The organism is Streptomyces sp. NPDC013455 (genome assembly GCF_040632975.1).
In the GTDB taxonomy this organism is placed as follows: domain Bacteria; phylum Actinomycetota; class Actinomycetes; order Streptomycetales; family Streptomycetaceae; genus Streptomyces.
Window position 1 is genome coordinate 215847 of sequence record NZ_JBEYCX010000008.1, and the last position, 20434, is coordinate 236280.

The window sequence follows — 20434 nt, forward strand, 5'->3', positions numbered from 1 at the left end:
ACACCCTCCCGGGGGCTCAGTGGCCGGGCACGTAGCCGCGCGCCTTGTCGACCACGTTCGGCAGAGGTCTGCCCGCCTCCCACCGCTCGTACAACTCCACGAACTGCCTGCCCAGTTCGTCCCGCCAGCCGACCGTGTCACCGCTCATGTGCGGGGAGACGATCAGCCCGGGCAGCTCCCACAGCGGGCTGTCCGCGGGCAGCGGCTCGGCGGCGAACACGTCCAGCGCCGCACCCGCGATCCAGCGCCGGCTCAGCGCCCGGGCGAGCGCCTCCTCGTCGACGAGCTGCCCGCGGCCGACGTTCACGAAGAACGCCGAGGGCTGCATCACGCCGAACCGGCGGGTGTCGAACATGTGGTGCGTCCGCTCGGTCAGCGGAGCCGCCGCGATCACCCAGTCCGCGCGGGAGATCAGCCGGTCCAGGTCGTCCGGGCCGTGCACGCCGGTGCGCGGCACCCGCCCGACCAGCGCCGGCGTCACACCCAGGGCCTTCAGGGTGCGGGCGATCGCCCGGCCGATCGGACCGGAGCCGACCACGCACGCGCGCGTGCCCGCCACCCGCCGGGTCTCCCGGTGCCGCCAGGCCCGCTCCCGCTGGAGGTCCAGGGTGCGCGGCAGGTCCTTGGCGACCGCCAGCACGAGGGCCGCCACGTACTCGGCGACCGGCTGGTCGAAGATCCCGCGCGCATTGGTGACCACGGTGTCCGACGCGGCCAGCTCCGGGCACATCAGGTGGTCCACGCCGGCGCTCGCGGTGTGCACCCAGCGCGGCCGGGGACCGTCCCCGGGCCACGCCTCACGCACCGCCCGCGAGGTGAAGTCCCACACCAGCAGCACGTCCGCGCCGGGCAGCCGCTCGGCGAGGTGCGCGGCGTCCGTGTGCACGATCCGGGCGCGGCCGGTCAGGCGGCCGAGCCGGGGCGGGGGGTCGGCGTCGAGGACCAGAAGTATCGGGGCGTTCGGCGTCATGCGCAGCGGCTCCCGGCGTCTGACATGCACGGATTGACCACGCTCGCACCCGAACCCACCTTCGTCAACACGGGCGTGCCCGCGACCGGTTGCCCGCTGGTCCGCGGGCGCGCGGCCGGTGCCGGTCATGGACGCCCCGTGCCCGGCGGCCCCGCTCCGGGCGGGGCATGGGGCATGGGCGGGGCGGCCCGCTGCGGCTCCGCCCCGGACCGCGAGCCGCGGCACCGGGCGGCCGGCCGTTTCGGCCGACCGGGTCACGATGTGGGCTGTGCCGCTCCGGCTGGGTACCCGGGCCGTGCGGGGCCTTGCCGGGCGCTGCCGGACACTGCCGCCCGTGCCGGGCCCGTACCGCCGGAAGAGACGCAGGAAGAGACGCCGGAAGAGACGCAGGAAGGACGGACATGACCGCACTCGGATTCATCTACCCGGGCCACTCCGCCGAGGACGACTATCCACGCATCGAGCAGCTCCTGGGCAGCGACATCCGGGTGGACCTGGTCCACACCGACATCGGCGAAGACACGCACCGGGCGGACGCGCTGCGCGAGATGGGCTCCGCCGAGCGGCTCGCCGCGGGCGTGGAGGGGCTGCGGCTGTCCGGCGCCGAGACGGTGGTCTGGGCGAGCACCAGCGGCGGCTTCGTGCACGGCTGGGACGGCGCCCAGGAGCAGGTGCGGACGCTTGCCCGGCTGGCCGGGATGCCGGCCTCCTCGACGTCCTTCGCCTTCGTGCACGCGGCCCGGGAGCTCGGCGTCCGCCGGGTCGCCGTCGGCGCGACCTACCCCGAGGACGTCGCCGTGCTGTTCGCGGAGTTCCTGCGGGCCGGGGGCCTCGAGGTGGCCGGAATGCGCTCCTCGGGGATCGTCACGGCGGCCGAGGCCGGCACCTGGGGGGAGGAGGACGTGCTCACGCTGGCGCGGGCGGCGGACGTCGCCGACGCGCAGGCCGTGCTGCTGCCGGACACCGCACTGCACACCGCCGCGCACCTGTCGCTGCTGGAGAAGGCGCTGTCCAAGCCGGTGCTCACCGCCAACCAGGTGTCCGTCTGGGAGGGGCTCAGGCTGGCGGACCGCCGGGTGAACGCTCCCTCGCTGGGGGCCCTGTTCACCAGGGAGCCCCTGGTCCAGGTGTAGCGCCGCCCGCCTTCCGCGGCCGGCCGGGAGGCCCGCGGAATAAACGGGGACAGCCTCCTGTTAGCTGCCCGAGGACAGCTCACGTTCGAAACAGGAGGCCCACACCGTGTCCGCAGCCAAGGCAGACGGGATCCGGGGCACGACGCACGGCACCGCCCCCGTCCCCCTCTCCGTCCTGGACCTCGTGACCGTCGGCGCGGGCAGCACCGCCACCGACGCCCTGCGCACCAGCGTCGCGCTCGCCCGGCTCACGGAGTCCCGCGGCTTCCACCGGTACTGGGTCGCCGAGCACCACTCCATGCCCGGCGTGGCCTCCTCCTCGCCCGCCGTGATCCTCGCCCACCTCGCCGCCCACACCGACCGCATCCGGCTCGGCTCGGGCGGTGTCATGCTGCCCAACCACGCCCCGCTGGTGATCGCCGAGCAGTTCGGCACGCTGGAGGCGATGGCCCCGGGCCGGATCGACCTGGGCCTCGGCCGGGCACCGGGCACCGACGGCGCCACGGCCGCGGCCCTGCGCCGCACCGACACCCTGAACGAGGGCGCCGACGACTTCCCGCAGCAGCTGGCGGAGCTGATCCGGTTCCTCGACGACGACTTCCCCGACGGGCACCCCTACCGCCGGATCCACGCGATCCCCGGCCCGGTCCAGGGGACCACCCCCGGCGGGGTGCAGTCCGCGCACCGCCCGCCCGTCTGGCTGCTCGGCTCCTCCGGCTTCAGCGCCCGGCTGGCGGGCATGCTCGGCCTGCCGTTCGCCTTCGCGCACCACTTCTCGGCCCAGAACACGATCCCGGCCCTGGACCTGTACCGGCAGACCTTCCGGCCGTCCGCGGTGCTGGCCGAGCCGTACGCCCTCATCGGCGTCTCCGCCCTCGCCACGGACGACGCGGGCGAGGCCCGCCGGCAGACCCGGGCGATGGGGCTGAACATGCTCCGGCTGCGCTCCGGCCGCCCCGGTCTCTTCCCCGACCCCGAGGAGGCCGCCCGGCAGGAACTCGGCGCGATGGAGGAGGAGTTCATCGCCTCCTGGGCGGCCAACGTCGTGCACGGCACCGCCGACGAGGTCCGCGCCGGCCTGGACGACCTGCGCAAGCGCACCGGCGCCGACGAGCTGATGCTCACCTCGCACGCGCACCGCGGCGAACTGCGCCTGCGCTCCTACGAGCTGATCGCGGACGCCTACGGGTTGCCGACCGCGTAGGAGTGCTCCTCCAGCAGCTCGGAGATACGATCCGGCGGCACCGGGCGTGAGTACAGCCAGCCCTGTCCGGTGTCGCAGCCGATCCGGCGCAGCCGGGTGGCCTGGGCCGAGGTCTCCACGCACTCCGCGGTGACCGTCAGGCCGAGCCGGTGGGCGAGCTGGATCATCGCCTCCACGATGACCTCGTCGGCCGGATTGGGCACGGCCCCCTTGGCGGCCTCTTCGTACTGGAAGCCCCGGACGAAGGAGCCGTCCAGCTTCAGCGTGGAGACCGGCAGGCGGCTCAGGTAGGCGAGGTTCGAGTAGCCGGTGCCGAAGTCGTCGATGGCGATGCGCACGCCCATGTCGCTGAGGGCCTGGAGCGCCTGGAGCGGGCGGCCCGCCGAGCCCATCACCGCCGACTCGGTCAGCTCCAGCTGGAGCAGGTGCGGGGCGAGCCCGGTGTCCGCGAGGGTCTCCGCGACGTCGGCCACCAGATCGGAGTCCCACACCTGCCGTACGGCCACGTTCACGCTGACGAAGATGGGCGGTTCGCCGGGGTGGTCCAGCTGCCAGCGACGGGCCTGCCGGCAGGCGGTGTTCAGCGCCCACCGGCCCAACTGGACGATCGAGCCGTCCTCTTCCGCCAGTCCGATGAACCGATTCGGCGTCAGTGTGCCGAACTGAGGATGATTCCAGCGGACCAACGCCTCGACCCCGCTGAGCCGGCCGTCCTCCATGCCCACCAACGGCTGGTACTCCAGGGCGAACTCGCCGCGCTCGATGGCCGGGCGGAGGGTGGAGGACAGGGCCTGGCGGGTCATGCGGTGGGCGTTGCGCTCGGGGTCGAACAGGGTCCAGCGGCCCTTGCCGTCGGCCTTCGCCCAGTACAGGGTCGTGTCCGCGGCCTGCATCAGACCGGTCGCGGTCGTACCCGCCGCGTGCCGTTCGACGACACCGATGGACGCGGTCAGCGACAGCCGCTGCCCGGCCAGGTCGAAGGGCTCCTCCAGCGCCTTCAGCGCGGACTCGGCGAGGTCGGCGAGCTGTTCGGTCCCGGTGGAGTCCTCCACCAGCAGGGCGAACTCGTCGCCGCCCAGCCGGGCCACCAGGGGTGTCGCGGCGCGGGCGTACCCGGTCTCGTCGGCGACCCGGGTCAGGCGTTCGGCGACGGCCGCCAGGAGCCGGTCGCCGATGCGGTGGCCGAGGGTGTCGTTGACGGCCTTGAAACCGTCGAGGTCGAGGTAGCACAGGCCGATCCGGCCGGTGCCGCCCTCCTGGTACGCCTCCGCCTCCAGCGCGGCCGTCAGCCGTTCGAAGAACAGCGTGCGGTTGGGCAGCCGGGTCACCGGGTCGTGCATCTGCAAGTGGCGCAGCCGTGCCTGGAGTTCGCGGCGGGCGCTGACGTCGGCGACCGACAGCAGGACACCGGGCTCGCCGGCGGCCAGCGGGGCGACGGTGACCTGCACCCACACCGAGTGCCCCTCGGGGTGTTTGAGCCGGCGGGTGCAGCGCAGGCGGGCCTGCCGGCCGCTCAGCACCTCGCGGTAGGCGTGCCGGCTGCGGGGGTCCGAGGCGAGGTCCACCAGGTCGGCGGCGACCCGCCCGGCCAGCGCCGCCGGATCGGTGCCGAGCAGTTCGCCGAGGGCGGCGTTGGCGCTGACGACGAGCCCCTCGGGCGCCACGACCGCCATGGCGAGCGGGGCGGCCGCGAAGACACGGTGGTAGGTCGTGTGGTGACTGTCTGTGACGGCTGACCGGTCGAGGTCTGCCGCGGGCGTCGGCCCTTCGGACGTTCCGCTCACCGCTCGCTCCCGCAGTGCACTCGATCTCTGTCCGTGCCGGAAAGTGTGCCGATCATAGAGGCTGGCCCCGGGCCCTTCCAGCCACTCCCCAGTCTCCCGGACTGGACACAGGTTCTGACAGATCGTTTCTGCCCGCACCTGGACGGCTTCTTCAGGCCGCCGACCAGTTGTGACGTTCCGTGAGTGTTTCGGGGGTGTCGGGCGCCGGGGCGCGCCGGCGTGCGGAAGGGGTGCGCTCACCCTTCTGGTGCAGGCAAACAGGGCAGAACACCTCGAACACCAGCAATCTGGGTGCGGGTCCCGCGAACCGCATCCGGAGGTCATGTCCGTGCCCAAGCTGCGCAGCACCGCCGCCGTGTGCACCACGATGTCGGCGCTCGCCGCGACCTCGATCCTCACCGGCCCGTCGGTCGCCGAGCCCTTCTCGCCGGCCCCCTGCGCCCTCCAGCGCACCGCGGTCCATCACTCGGAGGGCGTGGACACCTGGAACCCCGCCTACACCCGCCCGGCCGGCGCGCTCGACGCCGTCCTGGTCTTCCTCTCCTTCCCGGACGCCACCCCGCGCACCACTCCGGCCGAGCTGGCCGCCGACCACTTCCCCGCCACCACCCGCTTCTACGAGCAGTCCTCCTACGGCCGGTTCACCCTGCGCCCGTACCCGCTGCGGCACTGGCTCCGCATGCCCCGGCCGTCGACGGCCTACGCCATACGGCGGGACTGGAACGCACAGGACCGGGCCGCCTACCTGCGCGACGCGTTCGCGGTGGCCGACCGGGCGGTCGACTTCTCGCGCTACCCGGTGGTGTACTTCGTGGCCGATCCGGACGCGCCCGGCGTCGACTCGGACGCCACCAAGGTCGTGAACCTCGACGTGCCCCTGCGCGTGGACGGTACGGACGTCCGCCGGGTCGTCACGGTGTTCGAGCGGCATCCGCCGGACCGGCTGGTCCTCGCCCACGAGACCGGCCACGTCTTCGACCTGCCCGACCTCTACCACCGTCCCGTCGACGGCAAGGGCGACTGGGACACCCACGTCGGCGACTGGGACCTGATGGGCAGCCAGTTCGGGCTCGCCCCGGACTTCCTGGCCTGGCACAAGTGGAAGCTGGGCTGGCTGGACGGGCGGCAGGTGGTGTGCGTGCGCGGGGCCACGCCGACCCGCCTCACCCTGGAACCCCTGGAGGCCGGCCCGGGCGTCCCGACGCGGGGTCCGGGCGGGGCCCCCGCCTTCGGCCTCGGCCACGGCGCCAAGCTGGCCGTCGTGCGCACCGGCCCGGACAGCGTCCTCGCCTTCGAGGCGCGCGGCGCGGCCGGCAACGACCGCGCCTCCTGCCGGCAGGGGATCCTGGTGTACCGGGTCCGCGGCGGGGCCGAGTCCGGCGGCGGCCCGGTCCAGGTCGTGGACGCCCACCCGCGCACCGAGGGGTGCTGGGAGGACTCGGTCTACCCGCCCCTCGCCGACGCGCCGGTCGCCCTGGGGGAGAGCTTCACCGTGCCCGGCGAGGGCGTGAAGGTGGAGGTGGAGAACCGGACGGCGTCGGGGGCCTGGACGGTCAAGATCACGCCAGGGCTCACGGGGTGAGGGGGAGGCGGAGCCGGCGTCTTCGTATACGAAAACGGCGGGCCGGATTCTTTCGAACCGGACCCGCCGTTTCCTTCGCGTGCGCCGCCAGGGACTCGAACCCCGGACCCGCTGATTAAGAGTCAGCTGCTCTAACCAACTGAGCTAGCGGCGCCTGCTGACGTCGTAGACATTAGCATCCTGGTCGGCGGGAGGAAAAATCGAAATCCGTACGGCCGCCCGGGCGGCTCGCACGGCCGCCCAGAGCAGGACCTCGGGGCCGGGCAGCCAGGGGTGCCGGGTGTCCGGGGCGACCACCCACCGGGAGGCGGCGGGAGCGTCGGCGCGGTGCGGGGCGGGGGCGGTCACCGCGTCGCCCGTGCCGTGGCACAGCAGCGGCGGCACCTCCCGCGTCCGCTGCGACCCCCACTCCTCCCAGGCCAGCAGCGAGGGCAGGCGCTGGGCCGTGCCCGGGGCGGCGAACAGCAGCATCCGGCCGCGGAACACCGCGACCGGCCCCGATCCCGGCCCCTCGTCCCACAGCCGGTCCAGCATGCGGCGCCCGAAGACGGCCGGGGCGCTCACCACGTCGAAGACCGAGCCGCAGGGCAGCACCAGCGGGGCGTCGAGGCGCTCCTCCCACAGGGCCAGGGTGCTGCGGGGGTACGTTCCCGCCGAGGCGAGCCAGGCGAGGCCGTCGGTGCTGATACGCGAGACGTGCGGTGCGCTGCTCATGACACCCACATGTACAGGCCGTGAGCACGCCGTTCTGCTGAGTTGCCGAAATCCGGGACAGGGCCGGTGGCGCAGGAGTATCTTGCCCGCCTGGCATATGCCCCCGCGGGTTGCGCTGCCAACCCGGTCACCGGGGTGGCAGGCGGTACGCCGGTGACAGCCGTTCCTGCCACGGTCACATGAGTCACAGCGGATCGGCAGGCGTCCGCGCGTCCTCTTCCCCGCGGTCCCCACGCAGCAGGTCCCGCCCGAACTCGACCATCTTCCTGGCGTAGTCCTCGGTCCACTCCGCCCGCTCGGCGATGTCCGCCGGCGTCAGCCGGTCGAACCGGCGCGGGTCGGCGAGCTGGGCCGCCGCCATGGCCTGGTACTCCATGGCCCGGTCCGCGGCCGCGCGGAACGCCTGGGTCAGCTCTGTCGCCCGGGTCAGCAGCGCCCGCGGATCCTCGATCGACTCCAGGTCGAAGAAGTGCTCCGGATCGGCGGCCGCGTCGGCGGGCTCGAAGATCAGGGGCGCGGGGCGTAGCCGCGGTTCGTGCCGACGCGGCGTGTGCTCCGCCATGTCTCGTCTCCTCCTCGTACGCGTCACCGGCCACCGCCTGCGGGCGGGCCACCGTCCATTGTCCCGCGCCCGCGCAAGGGGCCCTCGCCGCGACCGCGACCGGGCCCGCGGGCACCCGGCCGCCGGCCGGTCAGGGCCGCCAGGCCACCCGGTGTTCGGCCAGGTGGGCCAGGACCGCGTGGTTGGCCTCCCAGCCGTCCGGGAACTTCACCAGGGTGCCCAGCTGGACCGGTTCCGTGGCCGGGTAGTCGTCCAGGAGGCCGGTCACCCCGGCCCGGCAGACGACGATGCACGCGTGCCGGTGCCGGGAGGCCAGGACGCACAGGCGGCCGGTCTCCAGGTGGAAGGCGGTGGCGTCGGGCCGGCCGGAGAGCGGGTGCAGCACGACCGTGACGTCGTACTCGCGGCCCTGGAGCCGGTTGGCGGTGTCGACGGTGACGTCCGGCACGCCGAGCTCGGCCAGGGCCGAGCGGACCGCGGCCGCCTGGTCGCGGTGGGCCGTGCCGACGGCGACGCGGTCGGCGGTCAGCGGCACCGGGTCCGGCGAGCGTTCCGAGGTGGCCGCGCCTCCCCGGTCCAGCAGGCGGCGCACCACCGTCGCCACCGCACGCACCGCCTCGGGGTCCGTGCGCGGGGTGTGCCGGGCGGGCAGCTCCAGCAGGCCCCAGCCGGACTCCGCGGCCTCGTCGATCACCCGGTCCGGGCCGGAGCCGTCGGAGGGGACCGCGAACGCGAGCCGGCGGTCGCCGTGGCCGGTGCCGCTGCGGAACGGGGTGTACGGGTAGAAGGCGTCCGAGACCAGCGGGGCCGCCGAGGCCGGCAGCCGCCAGGAGACCGGCAGCCGGTGCTGGGGGAGCTCCGGGTTGTGGGCCAGGAGAGTGCTGACGGCGGAGGCCGAAGGGTCGTAGGACAGGCCCGCCCACTGCTCGCCGCCGACGATGGAGAAGGGGTCCAGCTGGCCGGGGTCGCCCACGAACAGCGCCCGCTCGAACAGGCCGGCCACCGCGAGCAGCGAGTCCGAGCGCATCTGGTACGCCTCGTCCACGATCGCGTGCCGCCACGGCTCGTCCACCGTCACGTGCGCCCACTTCGCGGCCGTGGACAGCACCACCGGCAGGCCCTTCAGCTCCGCCGCCTTCGCCGACGCGCGGACCTGGGGCAGGGCGTCCAGCGCCTTGTCGTACGCGTCGGCGTCACTGCTGTGCAGACGGCCGACCGGCAGGTCCGGGTTCTTCTCGGCGAGCCGCAGGACCAGGTCGTCGACCTGGGCGTTCGTCTGCGCCACCACCATCAGCGGGCGCCCGGCGCCGGCGAGTTCCAGGGCCGCGCGGACCACCAGGGTCGACTTGCCGGCGCCCGGCGGGGAGTCCACCACCACGCCCCGCTCGGTGCCGTGCAGCGTGTCGTCGAGGATCGCGTCGGTGGCACGGGCGGCCGCGGCTCCGGGATCGAAGTCGACGGTCGTCACAGGACGTCCTCCTCGGTCACGGTGTCGGGGGCCTCCGGCACGGCCTCGCCCGGCGGGCCGCCGTGCGTCCACGGGGTCTGCTCCGGGTCGGGCAGCTTCGCGCCGCCGCGCTGCTCGTGCTCGAACAGCGTGAAGCAGACGCGGTCGCCCTTCTCCGGCACGGACCCGGGCTCGGGCTCCTTGCCGCGGCCCATCTTGTCCAGGATCCGCAGCACCAGGCAGTCGTCGCCGTCGTACCCGGCGAACTCCGCCGACTGCGGCCGGCCGCCCAGCGAGCGGTACACCTTCGCCCGCTCGGCCAGATGCGGCCGGTCCTCCGTGCGGACCGTCACCAGCGGGCGCGGACCGGGCCGCCTGCCCTCGCTGTACGCCATCGCGACGTCGGTCACCTCCCCCGCGAACGCCTCCCCGGCCAGCCGCCGGCCCGCCATCACCAACGGGTCGTCCAGCGCCTCCTGCGCCTCCAGGCGGGCCTGCTCACGCTCGCGCGTGGCCAGCTTGTTCGCCGCCGTCACCGCGTCGTCCCGGCGCGGCTGCGGCGGCTCGCCGGCCAGCACCCGGTCCCGGTGCCCGGTGAACGACCAGCGGTCCCGGGTCCAGCGCTCCGCCACCCGCGCCCCCTCCGGCAGCGCCCGCAGCAGGTCGAGACCCCGCCACACCGCGTCCCAGGTGGGCCGGGTACGGCTCGCGACCAGCTCGCGGACCTCCAGCTCGGCCCTGGTGAGCGCGGCCAGCCGGGTGTCGGCCTCCAGCGGGTCCTCGGCGGCGGCCAGGGCCGTACGCGCACGGTCGTAGCGCTCGATCGCCGGGGCCAGCAGCTTGTTGTCGAACGCCGGGTCGGTGGCGGGGCCGGCCGGCGGGCACAGCAGCTGGCCGTCGGCGTCCCGGGCCAGTTCGGCCCGCCGGGCGGCCTCGGCGCCGGTCAGGTCCCGCGGCGGGTCGATCCAGGCGAGCAGGGCGCCCAGGTGCTCGTCCTCCAGACCCGACTGGCCGGTCGCCCAGTGCCGGGACAGCACGTCGGTCAGGGCGAGCAGCAGCGAGGAGCCGGGCACCCGGGCCCGCTCGCCGTAGTGGGTCAGCCAGCGGCCGAGCAGCGGCACCCGGGGCGGCGCCGGATAGGGCGCGTCCGGGTCCTGCTCGGCGGTGCGCCGGAACCGCATCGAGCGGCCCAGCAGCCGGACGAAGTCCAGGCCCGCGCGGCTCGGCACGATCAGCTGGGGCGCGTCCGCGCACAGCTCCACCTCGACCTTGACCCGCTTGCCGGTCTCCGGGTCGGTCTCGGTGCGCTCGGCCGCCTCCACGGACTGCGCGTAGGCGTCGATGTACGGCAGGACGACGTCGGCCAGGTCGGCGAGGAACGTGAAGCGCAGGTCGCGGTCGCGGGGCTGCGGCACGGCCAGCAGCCGGGGCGCGTCCCGGTCGGTGCCGACCAGCGCGCCGAGCGGGGCGCCGGTCTCACCGGCCGTGGTGAGCGGCACGAACACCAGCGGACGCTCGGACAGGTGCCGGTGCCGGACGGTCGCGGCCGGCTGGGCCCGGCCGCTGCCGACGGCCTCCAGCCGGGCGAGGGTGGTGATCAGGGACACCGGACCGCCTCCCCGGCCGGCGCCGGCACCCTCGCGCACCCGGCCGCGCCCCCGTCGGCCGCCCGGGGGTCCGGTGCCTGCGTGGCCGTGGCCTCCCGCGCCGTCCGGAGGGCCTCCGCGCGCAGGGCCGCCGCACGGCGCAGCGCGGCCACCGCCGGGTCGTCCGGGTCGCCGCTCTCGCCATGGGCCGCCGCGAGGACCTCCTCGACCGTGGCGAGTCCGCCCAGCTCCGCCCGCAGGGGCCGGCCGAGATGGGTGACGGCACCGGCTGCGCGGGCCCGGTCCCGGCAGTGGAAGGCCAGTTCGCAGGCGGACAGGCACTCCGGCGCGTAGCTGGCCGGCACCGCGGCCACGGCCGCCGTGAGCTCTTCGGCGGGCCGGTCGGGCGCGAAGCAGACGCCCTCGGGCAGCGCGTCGGCGATCTCCTCGACGCGGGTGAGCCGGGCGAGCTGGCGTGCGGTGACCGCGCGCTGCCTGCGGACGTCCACGGCGGAGCCCGCGGGCAGGTTGGAGAAGTCCTTCGGGCAGACCAGCAGCACCCGGTGGCGCACGCGCGGGACGACAGCGGCCCGCGGGGCGCCCCCTTCGGGCGGCGCCCCGTCACCGTCCCCTTCCGGTGGCCCGTCACCGTCCCCTTCCGGTGGCCCGTCACCGTCCCCTTCCGGTGGCCCGGCACCGTCCCCTTCCGGTGGCCCGTCACCGTCCCCTCGCGGCTCCGCGCCGAGCCGTGCGGATGCCTCGGCGCCGCGGTCCTCCGGCTCCGCGCCGAGCCGTGCGGCGACCTCCTCCAGGGCGAGTACGTACACCGCCGCCTGCCGGGCCGCCCCGCCCACCTTCGCCGGGTCCGCGGAACCGTCCACCATCGGGAAGGACTTGATCTCCACCACGGACCAGCTGCCGTCCGGGTGCACCACCACCGCGTCCGGCTCCAGGAAGGCGAGCGAGCCCGCCACGTCCAGGGCGAGCATCGGATGGTCCAGCAGCGTCCAGCCGCCGGCCCGGGTGGCCTCGCGCAGCGCCAGCGCCGTACGGGCCGTACGCCCCTCGGGGCCGTGCGCGGTCAGGTCGGGTACGGCCGCGCCGGCCGGCGGTTCGGCGCCCGGATCGAGGTGGGCGTGCACCAGCCGCAGCAGCTCGGCGCCGCCGTCGGCCTTGACCCGCGCCTCGAACGCGTTGCCCCGGGTCAGCGCGAACTGCGACTGTCCGAAGCCGGACGGCGCGCCCAGCGCGGTCGCCAGCCGGGCCTTGTCCACCCCGGCGCCGTCCAGGATGGCCCGCCGCGCGCACCCGGGGTTGGCGGCGAGCGCCGCGAGGGCGCGCGCGTCCAGGGCCTTGGCCGGTACGTCGGGACCGCGCAGCTCAGCGAGCCGGTGCCGGAGCCTCTTCTCCCGCATCGCTGGGGGAGGCGTCCGGTCCGGCCGCGGGGTCGAGCTGCGACGCGCGCTGCCGTGGAATTCGCTCACCCGCGGAAGTCTGGCATCCGGCACTGACAATCGGGGAACCCGCGCCGCCCCCGACCGGTGCGGTGCGCCGCGGCAGCCGGTCCCGGACCAGGTCCAGGGCGCGCGTCACCCGCGGTGCCAGCAGGAAGCCGGCCCCCATCACGGCCGCACCCGCGGCCGCGTCCAGGAAGTAGTGGTTGGCGGTGCCCATCACCACGAGCGTGGTCACCAGCGGGTAGACCACACCGAGGACCTTCGTCAGGCGCGTGCCGCCGTACCGCCACAGCATCACACCGCACCACAGCGCCCAGCCCACGTGCAGGCTCGGCATCGCCGCGTACTGGTTGGTCATGCCGCCCATGCCGCGCGGCGCACTGGCCTCGCCGCCCCACCAGCCGTACGAGCTGTACTGCGCCATCGTGTCCACGAAGCCGTGGCCGGCGGGGAGCAGGCGGGGCGGGCAGGTCGGCAGCAGGGTGAAGCCGATCAGACCCATGAACGTCGACGTCATCAGCCAGGTGCGGGCCGCCCGGTAGTGCCGGGTGCGCGCACGGAACAGCCAGATCAGGACGGCGGGCGTGACCAGGTAGTGCAGCGAGGCGTACCAGAAGTCGGCCGGCACCCCGATCCATGCCTCGCGCGTGAACAGCCGGTTGAGCGGGTGCTCCGCGTCCAGGTACAGGGCCTTCTCGACGCGCAGGATCGCCAGGCCGTGGTCCACGGCGCTGCCGACGTCACCGCGCGCGAGGAGCCGGCCGGCCGAGTAGCAGCCGTAGACCAGCAGGATCAACGGCAGCTCGGTCCACCAGCGCAGCCGGGATCGCAGGGCCGCCTCGGTGCCCGGTGTCTCGGTGCGCGCCATCCGACCGCCCTCCCCCTTCTGCTGTGTGGTGCGCCCTGGCGGGCGACCGTGCCACTTTACGGTGTCCCTACGCCGCCCAGGACGGGCACCGCGGTCACGCCCGGCGGGCGCTCAGCCCACGAAGACGCCGAGATCGCCCGCCCGGTTGCCTGGGGACCGGGTGAGCGATGATGGAAGGACCACATCCACCTGCCGTCCCCGTCGTGTTGTCCGTGGCGCCGGGACGGCGTCACCTTCCCGGAGGGGTCTCTTCATGGCACCGCGCATCGTGCTGGCCCGGCACGGACAGACGGCATGGTCGCTGTCCGGCAAGCACACCGGCAGAACCGACGTGCCGTTGCTGGAAGAGGGCCGGCGCGGGGCCAAGCTGCTCGGCGAGCGCCTGCACCGCGCTCCGCTGGACGGGCTGGCCGGCGCGGAGGTGCGTACCAGCCCGCTCTCGCGCGCGCGTGAGACGTGCGAACTGGCGGGCTTCGGCGACCGTGCCACGGCGTGGGACACGCTGATGGAGTGGGACTACGGCGCGTACGAGGGGATGACCCCGGCCGAGATCCAGGCCGTCCGGCCCGGGTGGCTGATCTGGCGGGACGGCGTGCCGGAGGGCGAGAGCATCGCCGACGTGACCGCGCGCGCGGACGAGGTGGTGGCGTGGGCGCGTTCCGCCGACCGCGACGTCCTGGTCTTCGCCCACGGCCACGTCCTGCGGTCCATCGGGGCGCGCTGGCTGGGCCTGCCGCTGGACTTCGCGGCCCGCATACGCCTGAACCCGACGTCGCTGTCCGTCCTGGGCTGGGCCTACGGCGAGCCGGCGATCGAGAGCTGGAACGACGTGGGCCACCTGGCGGGTTGACCGCCGGCCGGCGCCGGGACCGGCCGGCGCCGGGGCGGGGCCGCCGCGGCCCCCGGCACGCCGCGGTGCCGGCCGCCGGCGAGGCACCGCCGACGGGCCGGCCGCGTCCTGTCCGGTGTCCCGGGGAAGCACTCCCCTGACGCGGGCGAGCGGCCGCGCCGGCCCGCGGCGCCCCGGCGACCGCGCCGGCCCGTGCGCCGGACGCCTGGTCGCGCCCGCTGTGGCGGTGACGCGTGCGGCAGCGGGGTCAGCGGCGACCGCGCCGGCCCGTGCAGCCGGACGCCCGGTCGCGTCCGCCGTGGCGGTGACGCGTGCGGCAGCGGGGTCAGCGGCGGCCGGGCCGGCCCGCGCAGCCGGACGCCTGGTCGCGTCCGCCGTGGCGGTGATGCGTTCCGCAGCGGGGTCAGCGGCGACCGGGCCGGCCCGTGCAGCCGGACGCCCGGTCACGTCCGCCGTGGCAGCGACGCGTGCCGGTCCAGGAACTCCGACACCCCCGACGCCCGCCGGTGCGGCAGCAGGACGCGGGCCGTGCCCGCCAGCATCGTCTGGATGCGCGACGACTGGACCTGGTCCAGCAGGGCCAGGACCCGCAGGCCGGCCTCCGCCGCCTCGTCGGGACGGCCCTCGCGGGCGAGGTCGTCGGCCAGTTCGGCGGTGTAGAGCGCGATGTTGCGGGTGAAGTGCGGATCCTGGAGCCGCGCCGCGCGCCGCGCGTGCCGGGAGGCCCGCCGCCAGTCGCCCAGCGTGGACCAGCACTGCGCCTCCAGCCCCTCCAGCTCGGCCTCCCCGTAGAAGCTCATCCACTCGGGGTCGGCGTCCGAGTGGCCCCGCTCGAAGAGGGCGTGCGCGCGGGCCAGCGCCTGCTCGCAGCCGGTGCGGTCGGCGAGCCCCGCCCAGCCGCCCGCCTCGCGCAGCGCGAGCAGGGACATCAGCCGGGCGGAGCCGAGCGGCCGGCCGGCGCGCTGCGCGGCCTGCGCGGCCCGCACCGCCTCCCGGGGGCGGCCCGTGTCGCGGGCCAGGAACGCGGTGTTGCAGAAGGCGTGCGCCTCCAGCCCCGGGTCCCCGGTCATGCGGGCGGTGGCCAGCGCCTCCGCGTAGTGCGAGCGCGCGTCGTCGAAGCGGCCGGAGTCGTGGGCCAGCCAGCCGACGGAGATGGCGAGTTCACCGGCGCCCGCGTGCAGCCGGTCGGCCGTGGTCTGCCGGGTCGCCCCGGCGTCGAGCAGGGCGTAGGCCGCGCGCAGCGGAGCCGCCGCGCGCCGGTAGAGGCCGTCCGCGCCGTGCCGGTCGTCGAGCAGCCGGATGCGGCGGACGGCCTCCTCCAGGGCGGCCGCCTCGGGGGTGCCGGCGCGCCGCGGCGGCCGTTCCGCCGCCGCGGCGCCGGTGGTGAGCCCCAGCGGGGCCAGCGTGGCGGCGGCCACCGTGGCGCCTCCGCCGGTCATGAATGCGCGACGCAGCACGTCGCTCTCCTCGTGGTTCAGGGGGTCTTTCTCATGGGGGTCCCCTCTGTCCACGCGCAGCGGGGAACGGGGGGGAGGTTCGTGCGGTTCCCGGGTGTCGTACGGCTCGCCTGCCCCCGGTGACTCACCGGGCACCCCGCCGGGGCCGCCTCCGCCCGGCGCCTCCACGGCCGTACGCGCCGCGCGTCCGCGCACGGACGAGCGGGGGGAGAAGCCGAGGTCGGTGAGCGTGCGGCCGGGAAACATGTGCAGGAACACCCGTTCGTACGCGTAGTTGGGGCAGCGGATCTCGCCCGCCTCCACCCGGCCGATGTAGCGAGCGTCACAGCTCACCCGCTCACCGATCTCGCGTGCCGCCCGCCGCACCAGCGCCGCGAACTCGGCCGGTGAGCGCCGGCCGCGCAGCTGCCGGAAGGCGGCGTTCGGCCGGGGTGGCCGTTCGGGCTGTGACGAGGTCACCGTTGACGACGCCATGGCCGGGTCCTCTCGTGCGAACCGTCGAACCAGCCGGGACCGGGGAGGTTCCGGGGCGAGTTGCCCGTGTGACGCTCTGGTTCCGGCGGGCATGAACGTACCTGCTGTGAAGGACCCGCCACGCGGTGTTTGGCTACAAACCGGATATCTCATGCACGATCTGCCATGAAGTGCCATCCTTTGCGGCGCACTTGTGCCGTAGCCGTTGACGCGCCGACGCGTTGGACTCCATGGACCGCAACAGGGCTGTGTGGTGGAGGCCGGCATGGAGACCAGCCAGAGCAACGAACCGTGCACGTCACCGGGGTTCGGGCCCGGGGGCGGTGACGCGAGATGCGACCTCGTGACGGTCCCGGCCCGGCAGGGCCTGGAGGCCGTCGACATCCTGCGGCGGGGCGCCGTGGACGCGGTGGGGCCCGTCCTGCACGACGACGGCTGCGACACCCTCGGCTTCCTGGTGCCGGCCGGCACGGCGGCCGGCTGGGACGTGCCGGGCAGCACCTGCACCGAGACGGACGGCCGCGGGCTGCGCCTGGACCCCGAGCCCCCGGTGGCGGGCTCCGACTGGCTGCTGCCGCCCGGCGAGGCCGACCTGGCCACCGACCCGGTGGTGCTGCGCCGGGCCCTGGGGGAGGCGGCCCGGCTGATCGAGGCCGCCGACAGCCGCCGCTGACGCGCGGGTCCGCGGCGGCTGCGAGAATGGACGGATGGGCAGGTCCAGGAACACGCGGCGCACGGCCGCCGTCGCGGCCGTCGAGGAGCCGGTCGACGGCGGGCTGGCGCGGCTCGTGCCCGACCCGGACCGCTCCCGGGCGTGGACACTGCTGATCGACGGCGCGCCCCAGTCGCACGTCGACCTCGACGACCCGGCGTACCTGTCCTTCGAGTACCAGCGCCGGCTCGGGCACGTCATCGACCTCCTCGCCCCGCCCGGGAAGCCGGTGCACGCCGTCCACCTCGGCGGCGGCGCGTTCACCCTCGCCCGGTACGTGGCGGCGACCCGGCCCCGCTCCACCCAGCAGGTCGTGGAACGGGACGCGAGCCTGGTGCACCTGGTCCGCCGGGAGCTGCCGCTGGATCCGGGCGCGCGGATCCGGGTGCGTGCGGTGGACGCCCGCGCGGGCCTCGCCAAGGTGCCCGACGGCTGGGCGGACCTGGTGATCGCCGACGTCTTCAGCGGCGCCCGCACCCCCGCCCACCTCACCTCCACCGAGTTCCTGGACGAGGTCCGCCGGGCGCTGAAGCCCTCCGGCGTCTACGCGGCCAACATCGCCGACGGCCCGCCACTCGCGCACGTGCGCGGCCAGATCGCCACCGCCGCCGCCCGGTTCGCGGAACTCGCGCTGATCGCCGACGCGGCCGTCCTGCGCGGCAAGCGCTTCGGCAACGCCGTCCTGGTCGCCTCCGACCTCCCGCTGCCCCTCGCCGAACTCACCCGCCGGGCCGCCTCCGACGCCCATCCCGGCCGGGTCGAACACGGCAGGGCGCTCACCGACTTCGCCGGTGGCGCGCCGCCCGTGACGGACGATGCCGCGGTGGCCTCCCCGGCCCCGCCGCCCTCGGTGTTCCACTGAGGCCCGCTCCGGCCCGGGACCGCGCAGGCGGACGGCCCTCGCCCCGGCGGGGTCAGTACGTGCCCACCTCCACCCGGGGCGGCCCGTCGTGCCAGGTGCAGAACACCGACACCCGGTCCGTGCCCCGGCTGAACTCCACCCGGATCCAGCTTTCCGTCTTCCACACCTGCATCGACCAGCCGGCCCCCGGGGTCGCCGAGACCAGGGTCGCGTCCAGGACGCCCAGGTCGAACACCGCGCGGCCGCCGTCGGTGTCGTAGGACTTCACGCGGCCGGAGGCCGTGGCGGTGGGGGACGGGGAGGGCCGCCGTGTGCGGGCCGGGGTGCGCTCGGGCGCCGGCTCCGGCCGGGACGTCCGCTCGTGTGACGGGGTGACGGAGGCGGCCGGCGTCCGGGAGGCGGACGCCGCGGCCCGGGTGTCCGTCCCGGCCGCCGTGACGGGCAGGGCGCGCGGCGGGTCGTACGCCGTCCCGGCCATCACCGTGTGCACGCCCCACCAGGACAGCGTGACCGCCGCTCCCGTCGCGAGCAGCCACGCCAGTACGTGTACGAGTCCTCTGCGCATGGCGGGCCATACTGCCCCAGCCGCGCCGCGGTGCGCACCTGCCCCGGTTGTCCACAGGCGCCCGCCCGGTGTCGTCCGCATGGCGTACGGTGCGGCGCATGGCAAGTGTGCTCGTGGTCGAGGACGACCAGTTCGTACGCTCGGCGCTCATCCGGCAGCTGACCGACGCCGCCCACACGGTGCGCAGCGTCGGTACGGCACTGGAGGCGCTGCGCGAGGTCGCCCATTTCCGCTTCGACGTGGTCATCCTGGACCTCGGACTGCCGGACCTGGACGGCTCCGAGGCCCTGAAGATGCTGCGCGGCATCACCGACGTGCCCGTCATCATCGCCACCGCCCGGGACGACGAGACGGAGATCGTCCGGCTGCTGAACGCCGGGGCGGACGACTATCTGACCAAGCCGTTCTCCGTCGAGCACCTCTCCGCGCGCATCGCGGCCGTGCTGCGCCGGGCCCGGTCCGGCGGCGCCGAGGCCCCGTCCTCCCCGGTGCTCCGCGTCGGCGGGCTGACCGTCGACCCGCTGCGCCGCCAGGCCGAACTGGACGGCGTACGGCTCGACCTGACCCGCCGCGAGTTCGACCTGCTGGCCTTCCTCGCCGGCCGGCCCGGTGTCGTCGTCGCGCGCAAGGAACTCCTCGCCGAGGTCTGGCAGCAGTCCTACGGCGACGACCAGACCATCGACGTCCACCTGTCCTGGCTGCGCCGGAAGCTGGGCGAGACGGCCGCCCGGCCGCGCTACCTGCACACGCTCCGGGGGGTCGGCGTGAAGCTCGAACCCCCGGTGGAGGGGGAGCCGCGATGAGATGGGCCCTGGTCAAGGTGTGCCTGGCGGTCACCACGATGGTCGTGGTCGCCTTCGCCGTACCGCTCGGCCTGGTCGTCAAGGAGATGGCCCGCGACCGTGCCTTCGCAGGCGCGGAGCGGGAGGCCGCCGCGGTCGCCCCCGCGCTGTCCATCACCACCGACCGCGACGAGCTGGAGCGGGTGGTGGCCTCGGCCGGCGCCGGCTCCGGGATGGCGGTCCACCTGCCCGCCGACGCCGGCCGGGACGCGCTCGACCTCGGCCGGCAGCGCGCCGCCGGCCCGGACATCGAGGCCGTGCGGAGACTGGGCCGCGCCTCCACCACCGCGGTGCCCGGCGGCTCCACCCTGCTCCAGCCGGTCGCCCTCGGCTCCGGCGCTATCGCGGTGGTCGAGGTGTTCGTCCCGGAGTCCGAGGTGACCAACGGCGTCGGCACGGCCTGGGCGGTGCTCGCGGCCGTCGGCCTCGCCCTGATCGTCGGCTCGGTCGCCGTCGCCGACCGGCTGGGGGTGCGCATGGTCCGGCCCGCGCGGCGCCTCGTCGACGGTGCGCACGAGCTGGGCGAGGGGAAACTGGGCGCCCGGGTGCCGGAGGAGGGGCCGACCGAACTTCGCCTGGCCGCGGTCGCGTTCAACTCCATGGCCGACCAGGTCGTCCAGCTCCTGGCCAACGAGCGGGAACTGGCCGCCGACCTCTCGCACCGGCTGCGCACCCCGCTCACGGTGCTCCGCCTCAACACGGCCTCCCTCGGCGGCGGAGCGGCCGCCGAGCAGACCCGGGCCGCCGTCGCCCAGCTGGAGCGCGAGGTCGACACCATCATCCGTACGGCCCGGGAGGCCAAGCCGCAGACCGCCGCCGCCGGACCCGGCGCCGGCTGCGACGCGGCCGAAGTGGTGCGCGAGCGGATGGAGTTCTGGTCCGCACTCGCCGAGGACGAGGGCCGCAAGTGGCGGGTGGCGGGCGTCGACCGGCCGGTGCGCCTGCCCGTGGCCCGCGCCGACCTGGCCGCCGGGCTCGACGCGCTGCTCGGCAACGTCTTCCGGCACACCCCGGAGGGCACCGCCTTCGCGGTCGACGTGCACAACGCCGACGACGCGGTGATCGTGCTGGTCTCCGACGCGGGCCCCGGCATACCCGACCCCGAGGCGGCGATGGCCCGCGGCCGTGGCTCGGGCAACACCGGTTCGACCGGCCTCGGCCTGGACATCGTCCGCCGGCTCGCCGAGTCCACCGGCGGTGACGTCCGCATCGGCGCCTCGGTGCTGGGCGGCACCGAGGTGCGGATCTGGTTCCAGCTGGACGGACGGAAACCGGTGGGCCGGCGCCGGCGGGACGCGGTGCGCCGCCGCCGGCCGGGCCGACTGGTCTCGACCTTTAACCGACCCCGATCCCTTCCTTAAGCGC

General features: G+C 75.3%; 18 protein-coding genes and 1 tRNA gene. 8 read left to right on the forward strand and 11 right to left on the reverse strand.

The features are described from left to right. Positions 1 to 16: 16 nt before the first annotated feature. Positions 17 to 970 carry a D-2-hydroxyacid dehydrogenase gene (locus ABZ576_RS15960; protein ID WP_360740481.1) on the reverse strand — a complete coding sequence of 318 codons (954 nt, stop codon included), beginning with the start codon at positions 968 to 970 and terminating at the stop codon, positions 17 to 19. Positions 971 to 1371: 401 nt separating this feature from the next. Between ABZ576_RS15960 and ABZ576_RS15965 the strand changes: the two genes are divergently transcribed. Together ABZ576_RS15965 and ABZ576_RS15970 are read left to right on the forward strand one after the other, a co-directional pair. Further along, a complete protein-coding gene (locus ABZ576_RS15965) occupies positions 1372 to 2103 on the forward strand; it encodes a decarboxylase (RefSeq protein ID WP_360740483.1) in 732 nt (243 codons plus the stop codon). A 106-nt stretch (positions 2104 to 2209) separates the two neighbouring features. Further along, the gene (locus tag ABZ576_RS15970; RefSeq protein WP_360740485.1) at positions 2210 to 3307 is read left to right on the forward strand and encodes an LLM class flavin-dependent oxidoreductase; all 1098 of its coding nucleotides are present in this window, start codon (positions 2210 to 2212) and stop codon (positions 3305 to 3307) included. On the opposite strand, the gene ABZ576_RS15975 is transcribed toward ABZ576_RS15970, so the two are convergent. Then, positions 3286 to 5091: an EAL domain-containing protein gene (locus ABZ576_RS15975; RefSeq protein WP_360740487.1), complete on the reverse strand. Its 1806-nt coding sequence runs from the start codon at positions 5089 to 5091 to the stop codon at positions 3286 to 3288. The genes ABZ576_RS15970 and ABZ576_RS15975 overlap by 22 nt on opposite strands. Before the next feature lie 322 nt (positions 5092 to 5413). On the opposite strand from ABZ576_RS15975, the gene ABZ576_RS15980 reads away from it, so the two are divergent. Further along, positions 5414 to 6673, forward strand: coding sequence for a M6 family metalloprotease domain-containing protein (locus tag ABZ576_RS15980; RefSeq protein WP_360740489.1), 1260 nt, complete (start codon positions 5414 to 5416; stop codon positions 6671 to 6673). Between the two features lie 80 nt (positions 6674 to 6753). Here ABZ576_RS15980 and ABZ576_RS15985 read toward each other — a convergent pair. The 7 genes from ABZ576_RS15985 to ABZ576_RS16015 all read right to left on the reverse strand — a co-directional run bounded on the left by ABZ576_RS15985 (position 6754) and on the right by ABZ576_RS16015 (position 13307). Then, positions 6754 to 6827, reverse strand: a tRNA-Lys gene (locus ABZ576_RS15985). Next, positions 6818 to 7387, reverse strand: a complete 570-nt coding sequence (locus ABZ576_RS15990; protein ID WP_360740491.1) for a bifunctional DNA primase/polymerase — start codon at positions 7385 to 7387, stop codon at positions 6818 to 6820. Before ABZ576_RS15990 ends, ABZ576_RS15985 begins: the two co-directional genes overlap by 10 nt. Positions 7388 to 7571: 184 nt before the next feature. Further along, complete coding sequence (locus ABZ576_RS15995; RefSeq protein WP_360740493.1) at positions 7572 to 7949, reverse strand: hypothetical protein; 378 nt, start codon at positions 7947 to 7949, stop codon at positions 7572 to 7574. A gap of 130 nt (positions 7950 to 8079) precedes the next feature. Continuing rightward, entirely contained in the window at positions 8080 to 9417 is a 1338-nt protein-coding gene (locus ABZ576_RS16000; protein ID WP_360740496.1) for an AAA domain-containing protein, read from the reverse strand. Next, on the reverse strand, positions 9414 to 11003 hold the full coding sequence (locus tag ABZ576_RS16005) for a hypothetical protein (RefSeq protein WP_360740498.1): 1590 nt from the start codon (positions 11001 to 11003) through the stop codon (positions 9414 to 9416). The genes ABZ576_RS16000 and ABZ576_RS16005 overlap by 4 nt, the downstream gene beginning before the upstream one ends. Continuing rightward, positions 10994 to 12397, reverse strand: a complete 1404-nt coding sequence (locus ABZ576_RS16010) for a hypothetical protein (RefSeq protein ID WP_360740500.1) — start codon at positions 12395 to 12397, stop codon at positions 10994 to 10996. The genes ABZ576_RS16005 and ABZ576_RS16010 overlap by 10 nt, the downstream gene beginning before the upstream one ends. Beyond that, positions 12363 to 13307: a phosphatase PAP2 family protein gene (locus ABZ576_RS16015; protein ID WP_360740502.1), complete on the reverse strand. Its 945-nt coding sequence runs from the start codon at positions 13305 to 13307 to the stop codon at positions 12363 to 12365. Before ABZ576_RS16015 ends, ABZ576_RS16010 begins: the two co-directional genes overlap by 35 nt. 253 nt (positions 13308 to 13560) lie before the next feature. Here ABZ576_RS16015 and ABZ576_RS16020 point away from each other — a divergent pair, with 253 nt between their 5' ends. Then, on the forward strand, positions 13561 to 14157 hold the full coding sequence (locus tag ABZ576_RS16020) for a histidine phosphatase family protein (RefSeq protein ID WP_360740504.1): 597 nt from the start codon (positions 13561 to 13563) through the stop codon (positions 14155 to 14157). Between the two features lie 443 nt (positions 14158 to 14600). Here the strand turns inward: ABZ576_RS16020 and ABZ576_RS16025 are convergent, their stop codons facing one another. Beyond that, positions 14601 to 16088 carry a hypothetical protein gene (locus tag ABZ576_RS16025; protein WP_360740506.1) on the reverse strand — a complete coding sequence of 496 codons (1488 nt, stop codon included), beginning with the start codon at positions 16086 to 16088 and terminating at the stop codon, positions 14601 to 14603. 265 nt (positions 16089 to 16353) lie between these two features. Between ABZ576_RS16025 and ABZ576_RS16030 the strand changes: the two genes are divergently transcribed. Continuing rightward, the gene (locus ABZ576_RS16030) at positions 16354 to 16761 is read left to right on the forward strand and encodes a hypothetical protein (RefSeq protein ID WP_360740508.1); all 408 of its coding nucleotides are present in this window, start codon (positions 16354 to 16356) and stop codon (positions 16759 to 16761) included. Between the two features lie 34 nt (positions 16762 to 16795). Continuing rightward, the gene (locus ABZ576_RS16035) at positions 16796 to 17662 is read left to right on the forward strand and encodes a fused MFS/spermidine synthase (RefSeq protein WP_360740510.1); all 867 of its coding nucleotides are present in this window, start codon (positions 16796 to 16798) and stop codon (positions 17660 to 17662) included. Between the two features lie 52 nt (positions 17663 to 17714). Here ABZ576_RS16035 and ABZ576_RS16040 read toward each other — a convergent pair whose 3' ends face one another. Further along, entirely contained in the window at positions 17715 to 18227 is a 513-nt protein-coding gene (locus ABZ576_RS16040; RefSeq protein ID WP_360740512.1) for a hypothetical protein, read from the reverse strand. Positions 18228 to 18325: 98 nt separating this feature from the next. On the opposite strand from ABZ576_RS16040, the gene ABZ576_RS16045 reads away from it, so the two are divergent. Both ABZ576_RS16045 and ABZ576_RS16050 read left to right on the forward strand, forming a co-directional pair. After that, on the forward strand, positions 18326 to 19030 hold the full coding sequence (locus tag ABZ576_RS16045) for a response regulator transcription factor (protein WP_360740514.1): 705 nt from the start codon (positions 18326 to 18328) through the stop codon (positions 19028 to 19030). Further along, positions 19027 to 20430 carry a HAMP domain-containing sensor histidine kinase gene (locus tag ABZ576_RS16050; protein WP_360740516.1) on the forward strand — a complete coding sequence of 468 codons (1404 nt, stop codon included), beginning with the start codon at positions 19027 to 19029 and terminating at the stop codon, positions 20428 to 20430. Before ABZ576_RS16045 ends, ABZ576_RS16050 begins: the two co-directional genes overlap by 4 nt. Positions 20431 to 20434: the final 4 nt, after the last annotated feature.

Bases quoted from the DNA above. Each gene is read 5' to 3' on its own strand.
- ABZ576_RS16010 (WP_360740500.1), bottom strand. From the start codon at position 12,397: ATGCGGGAGAAGAGGCTCCGGCACCGGCTCGCTGAGCTGCGCGGTCCC.
- ABZ576_RS16045 (WP_360740514.1), top strand. From the start codon at position 18,326: ATGGCAAGTGTGCTCGTGGTCGAGGACGACCAGTTCGTACGCTCGGCG.
- ABZ576_RS16025 (WP_360740506.1), bottom strand. From the start codon at position 16,088: ATGGCGTCGTCAACGGTGACCTCGTCACAGCCCGAACGGCCACCCCGG.
- ABZ576_RS16050 (WP_360740516.1), top strand. From the start codon at position 19,027: ATGAGATGGGCCCTGGTCAAGGTGTGCCTGGCGGTCACCACGATGGTC.
- ABZ576_RS15965 (WP_360740483.1), top strand. From the start codon at position 1,372: ATGACCGCACTCGGATTCATCTACCCGGGCCACTCCGCCGAGGACGAC.
- ABZ576_RS15990 (WP_360740491.1), bottom strand. From the start codon at position 7,387: ATGAGCAGCGCACCGCACGTCTCGCGTATCAGCACCGACGGCCTCGCC.
- ABZ576_RS15980 (WP_360740489.1), top strand. From the start codon at position 5,414: ATGTCCGTGCCCAAGCTGCGCAGCACCGCCGCCGTGTGCACCACGATG.
- ABZ576_RS16020 (WP_360740504.1), top strand. From the start codon at position 13,561: ATGGCACCGCGCATCGTGCTGGCCCGGCACGGACAGACGGCATGGTCG.
- ABZ576_RS16035 (WP_360740510.1), top strand. From the start codon at position 16,796: ATGGGCAGGTCCAGGAACACGCGGCGCACGGCCGCCGTCGCGGCCGTC.
- ABZ576_RS16040 (WP_360740512.1), bottom strand. From the start codon at position 18,227: ATGCGCAGAGGACTCGTACACGTACTGGCGTGGCTGCTCGCGACGGGA.
- ABZ576_RS15995 (WP_360740493.1), bottom strand. From the start codon at position 7,949: ATGGCGGAGCACACGCCGCGTCGGCACGAACCGCGGCTACGCCCCGCG.
- ABZ576_RS16030 (WP_360740508.1), top strand. From the start codon at position 16,354: ATGGAGACCAGCCAGAGCAACGAACCGTGCACGTCACCGGGGTTCGGG.
- ABZ576_RS16015 (WP_360740502.1), bottom strand. From the start codon at position 13,307: ATGGCGCGCACCGAGACACCGGGCACCGAGGCGGCCCTGCGATCCCGG.
- ABZ576_RS15960 (WP_360740481.1), bottom strand. From the start codon at position 970: ATGACGCCGAACGCCCCGATACTTCTGGTCCTCGACGCCGACCCCCCG.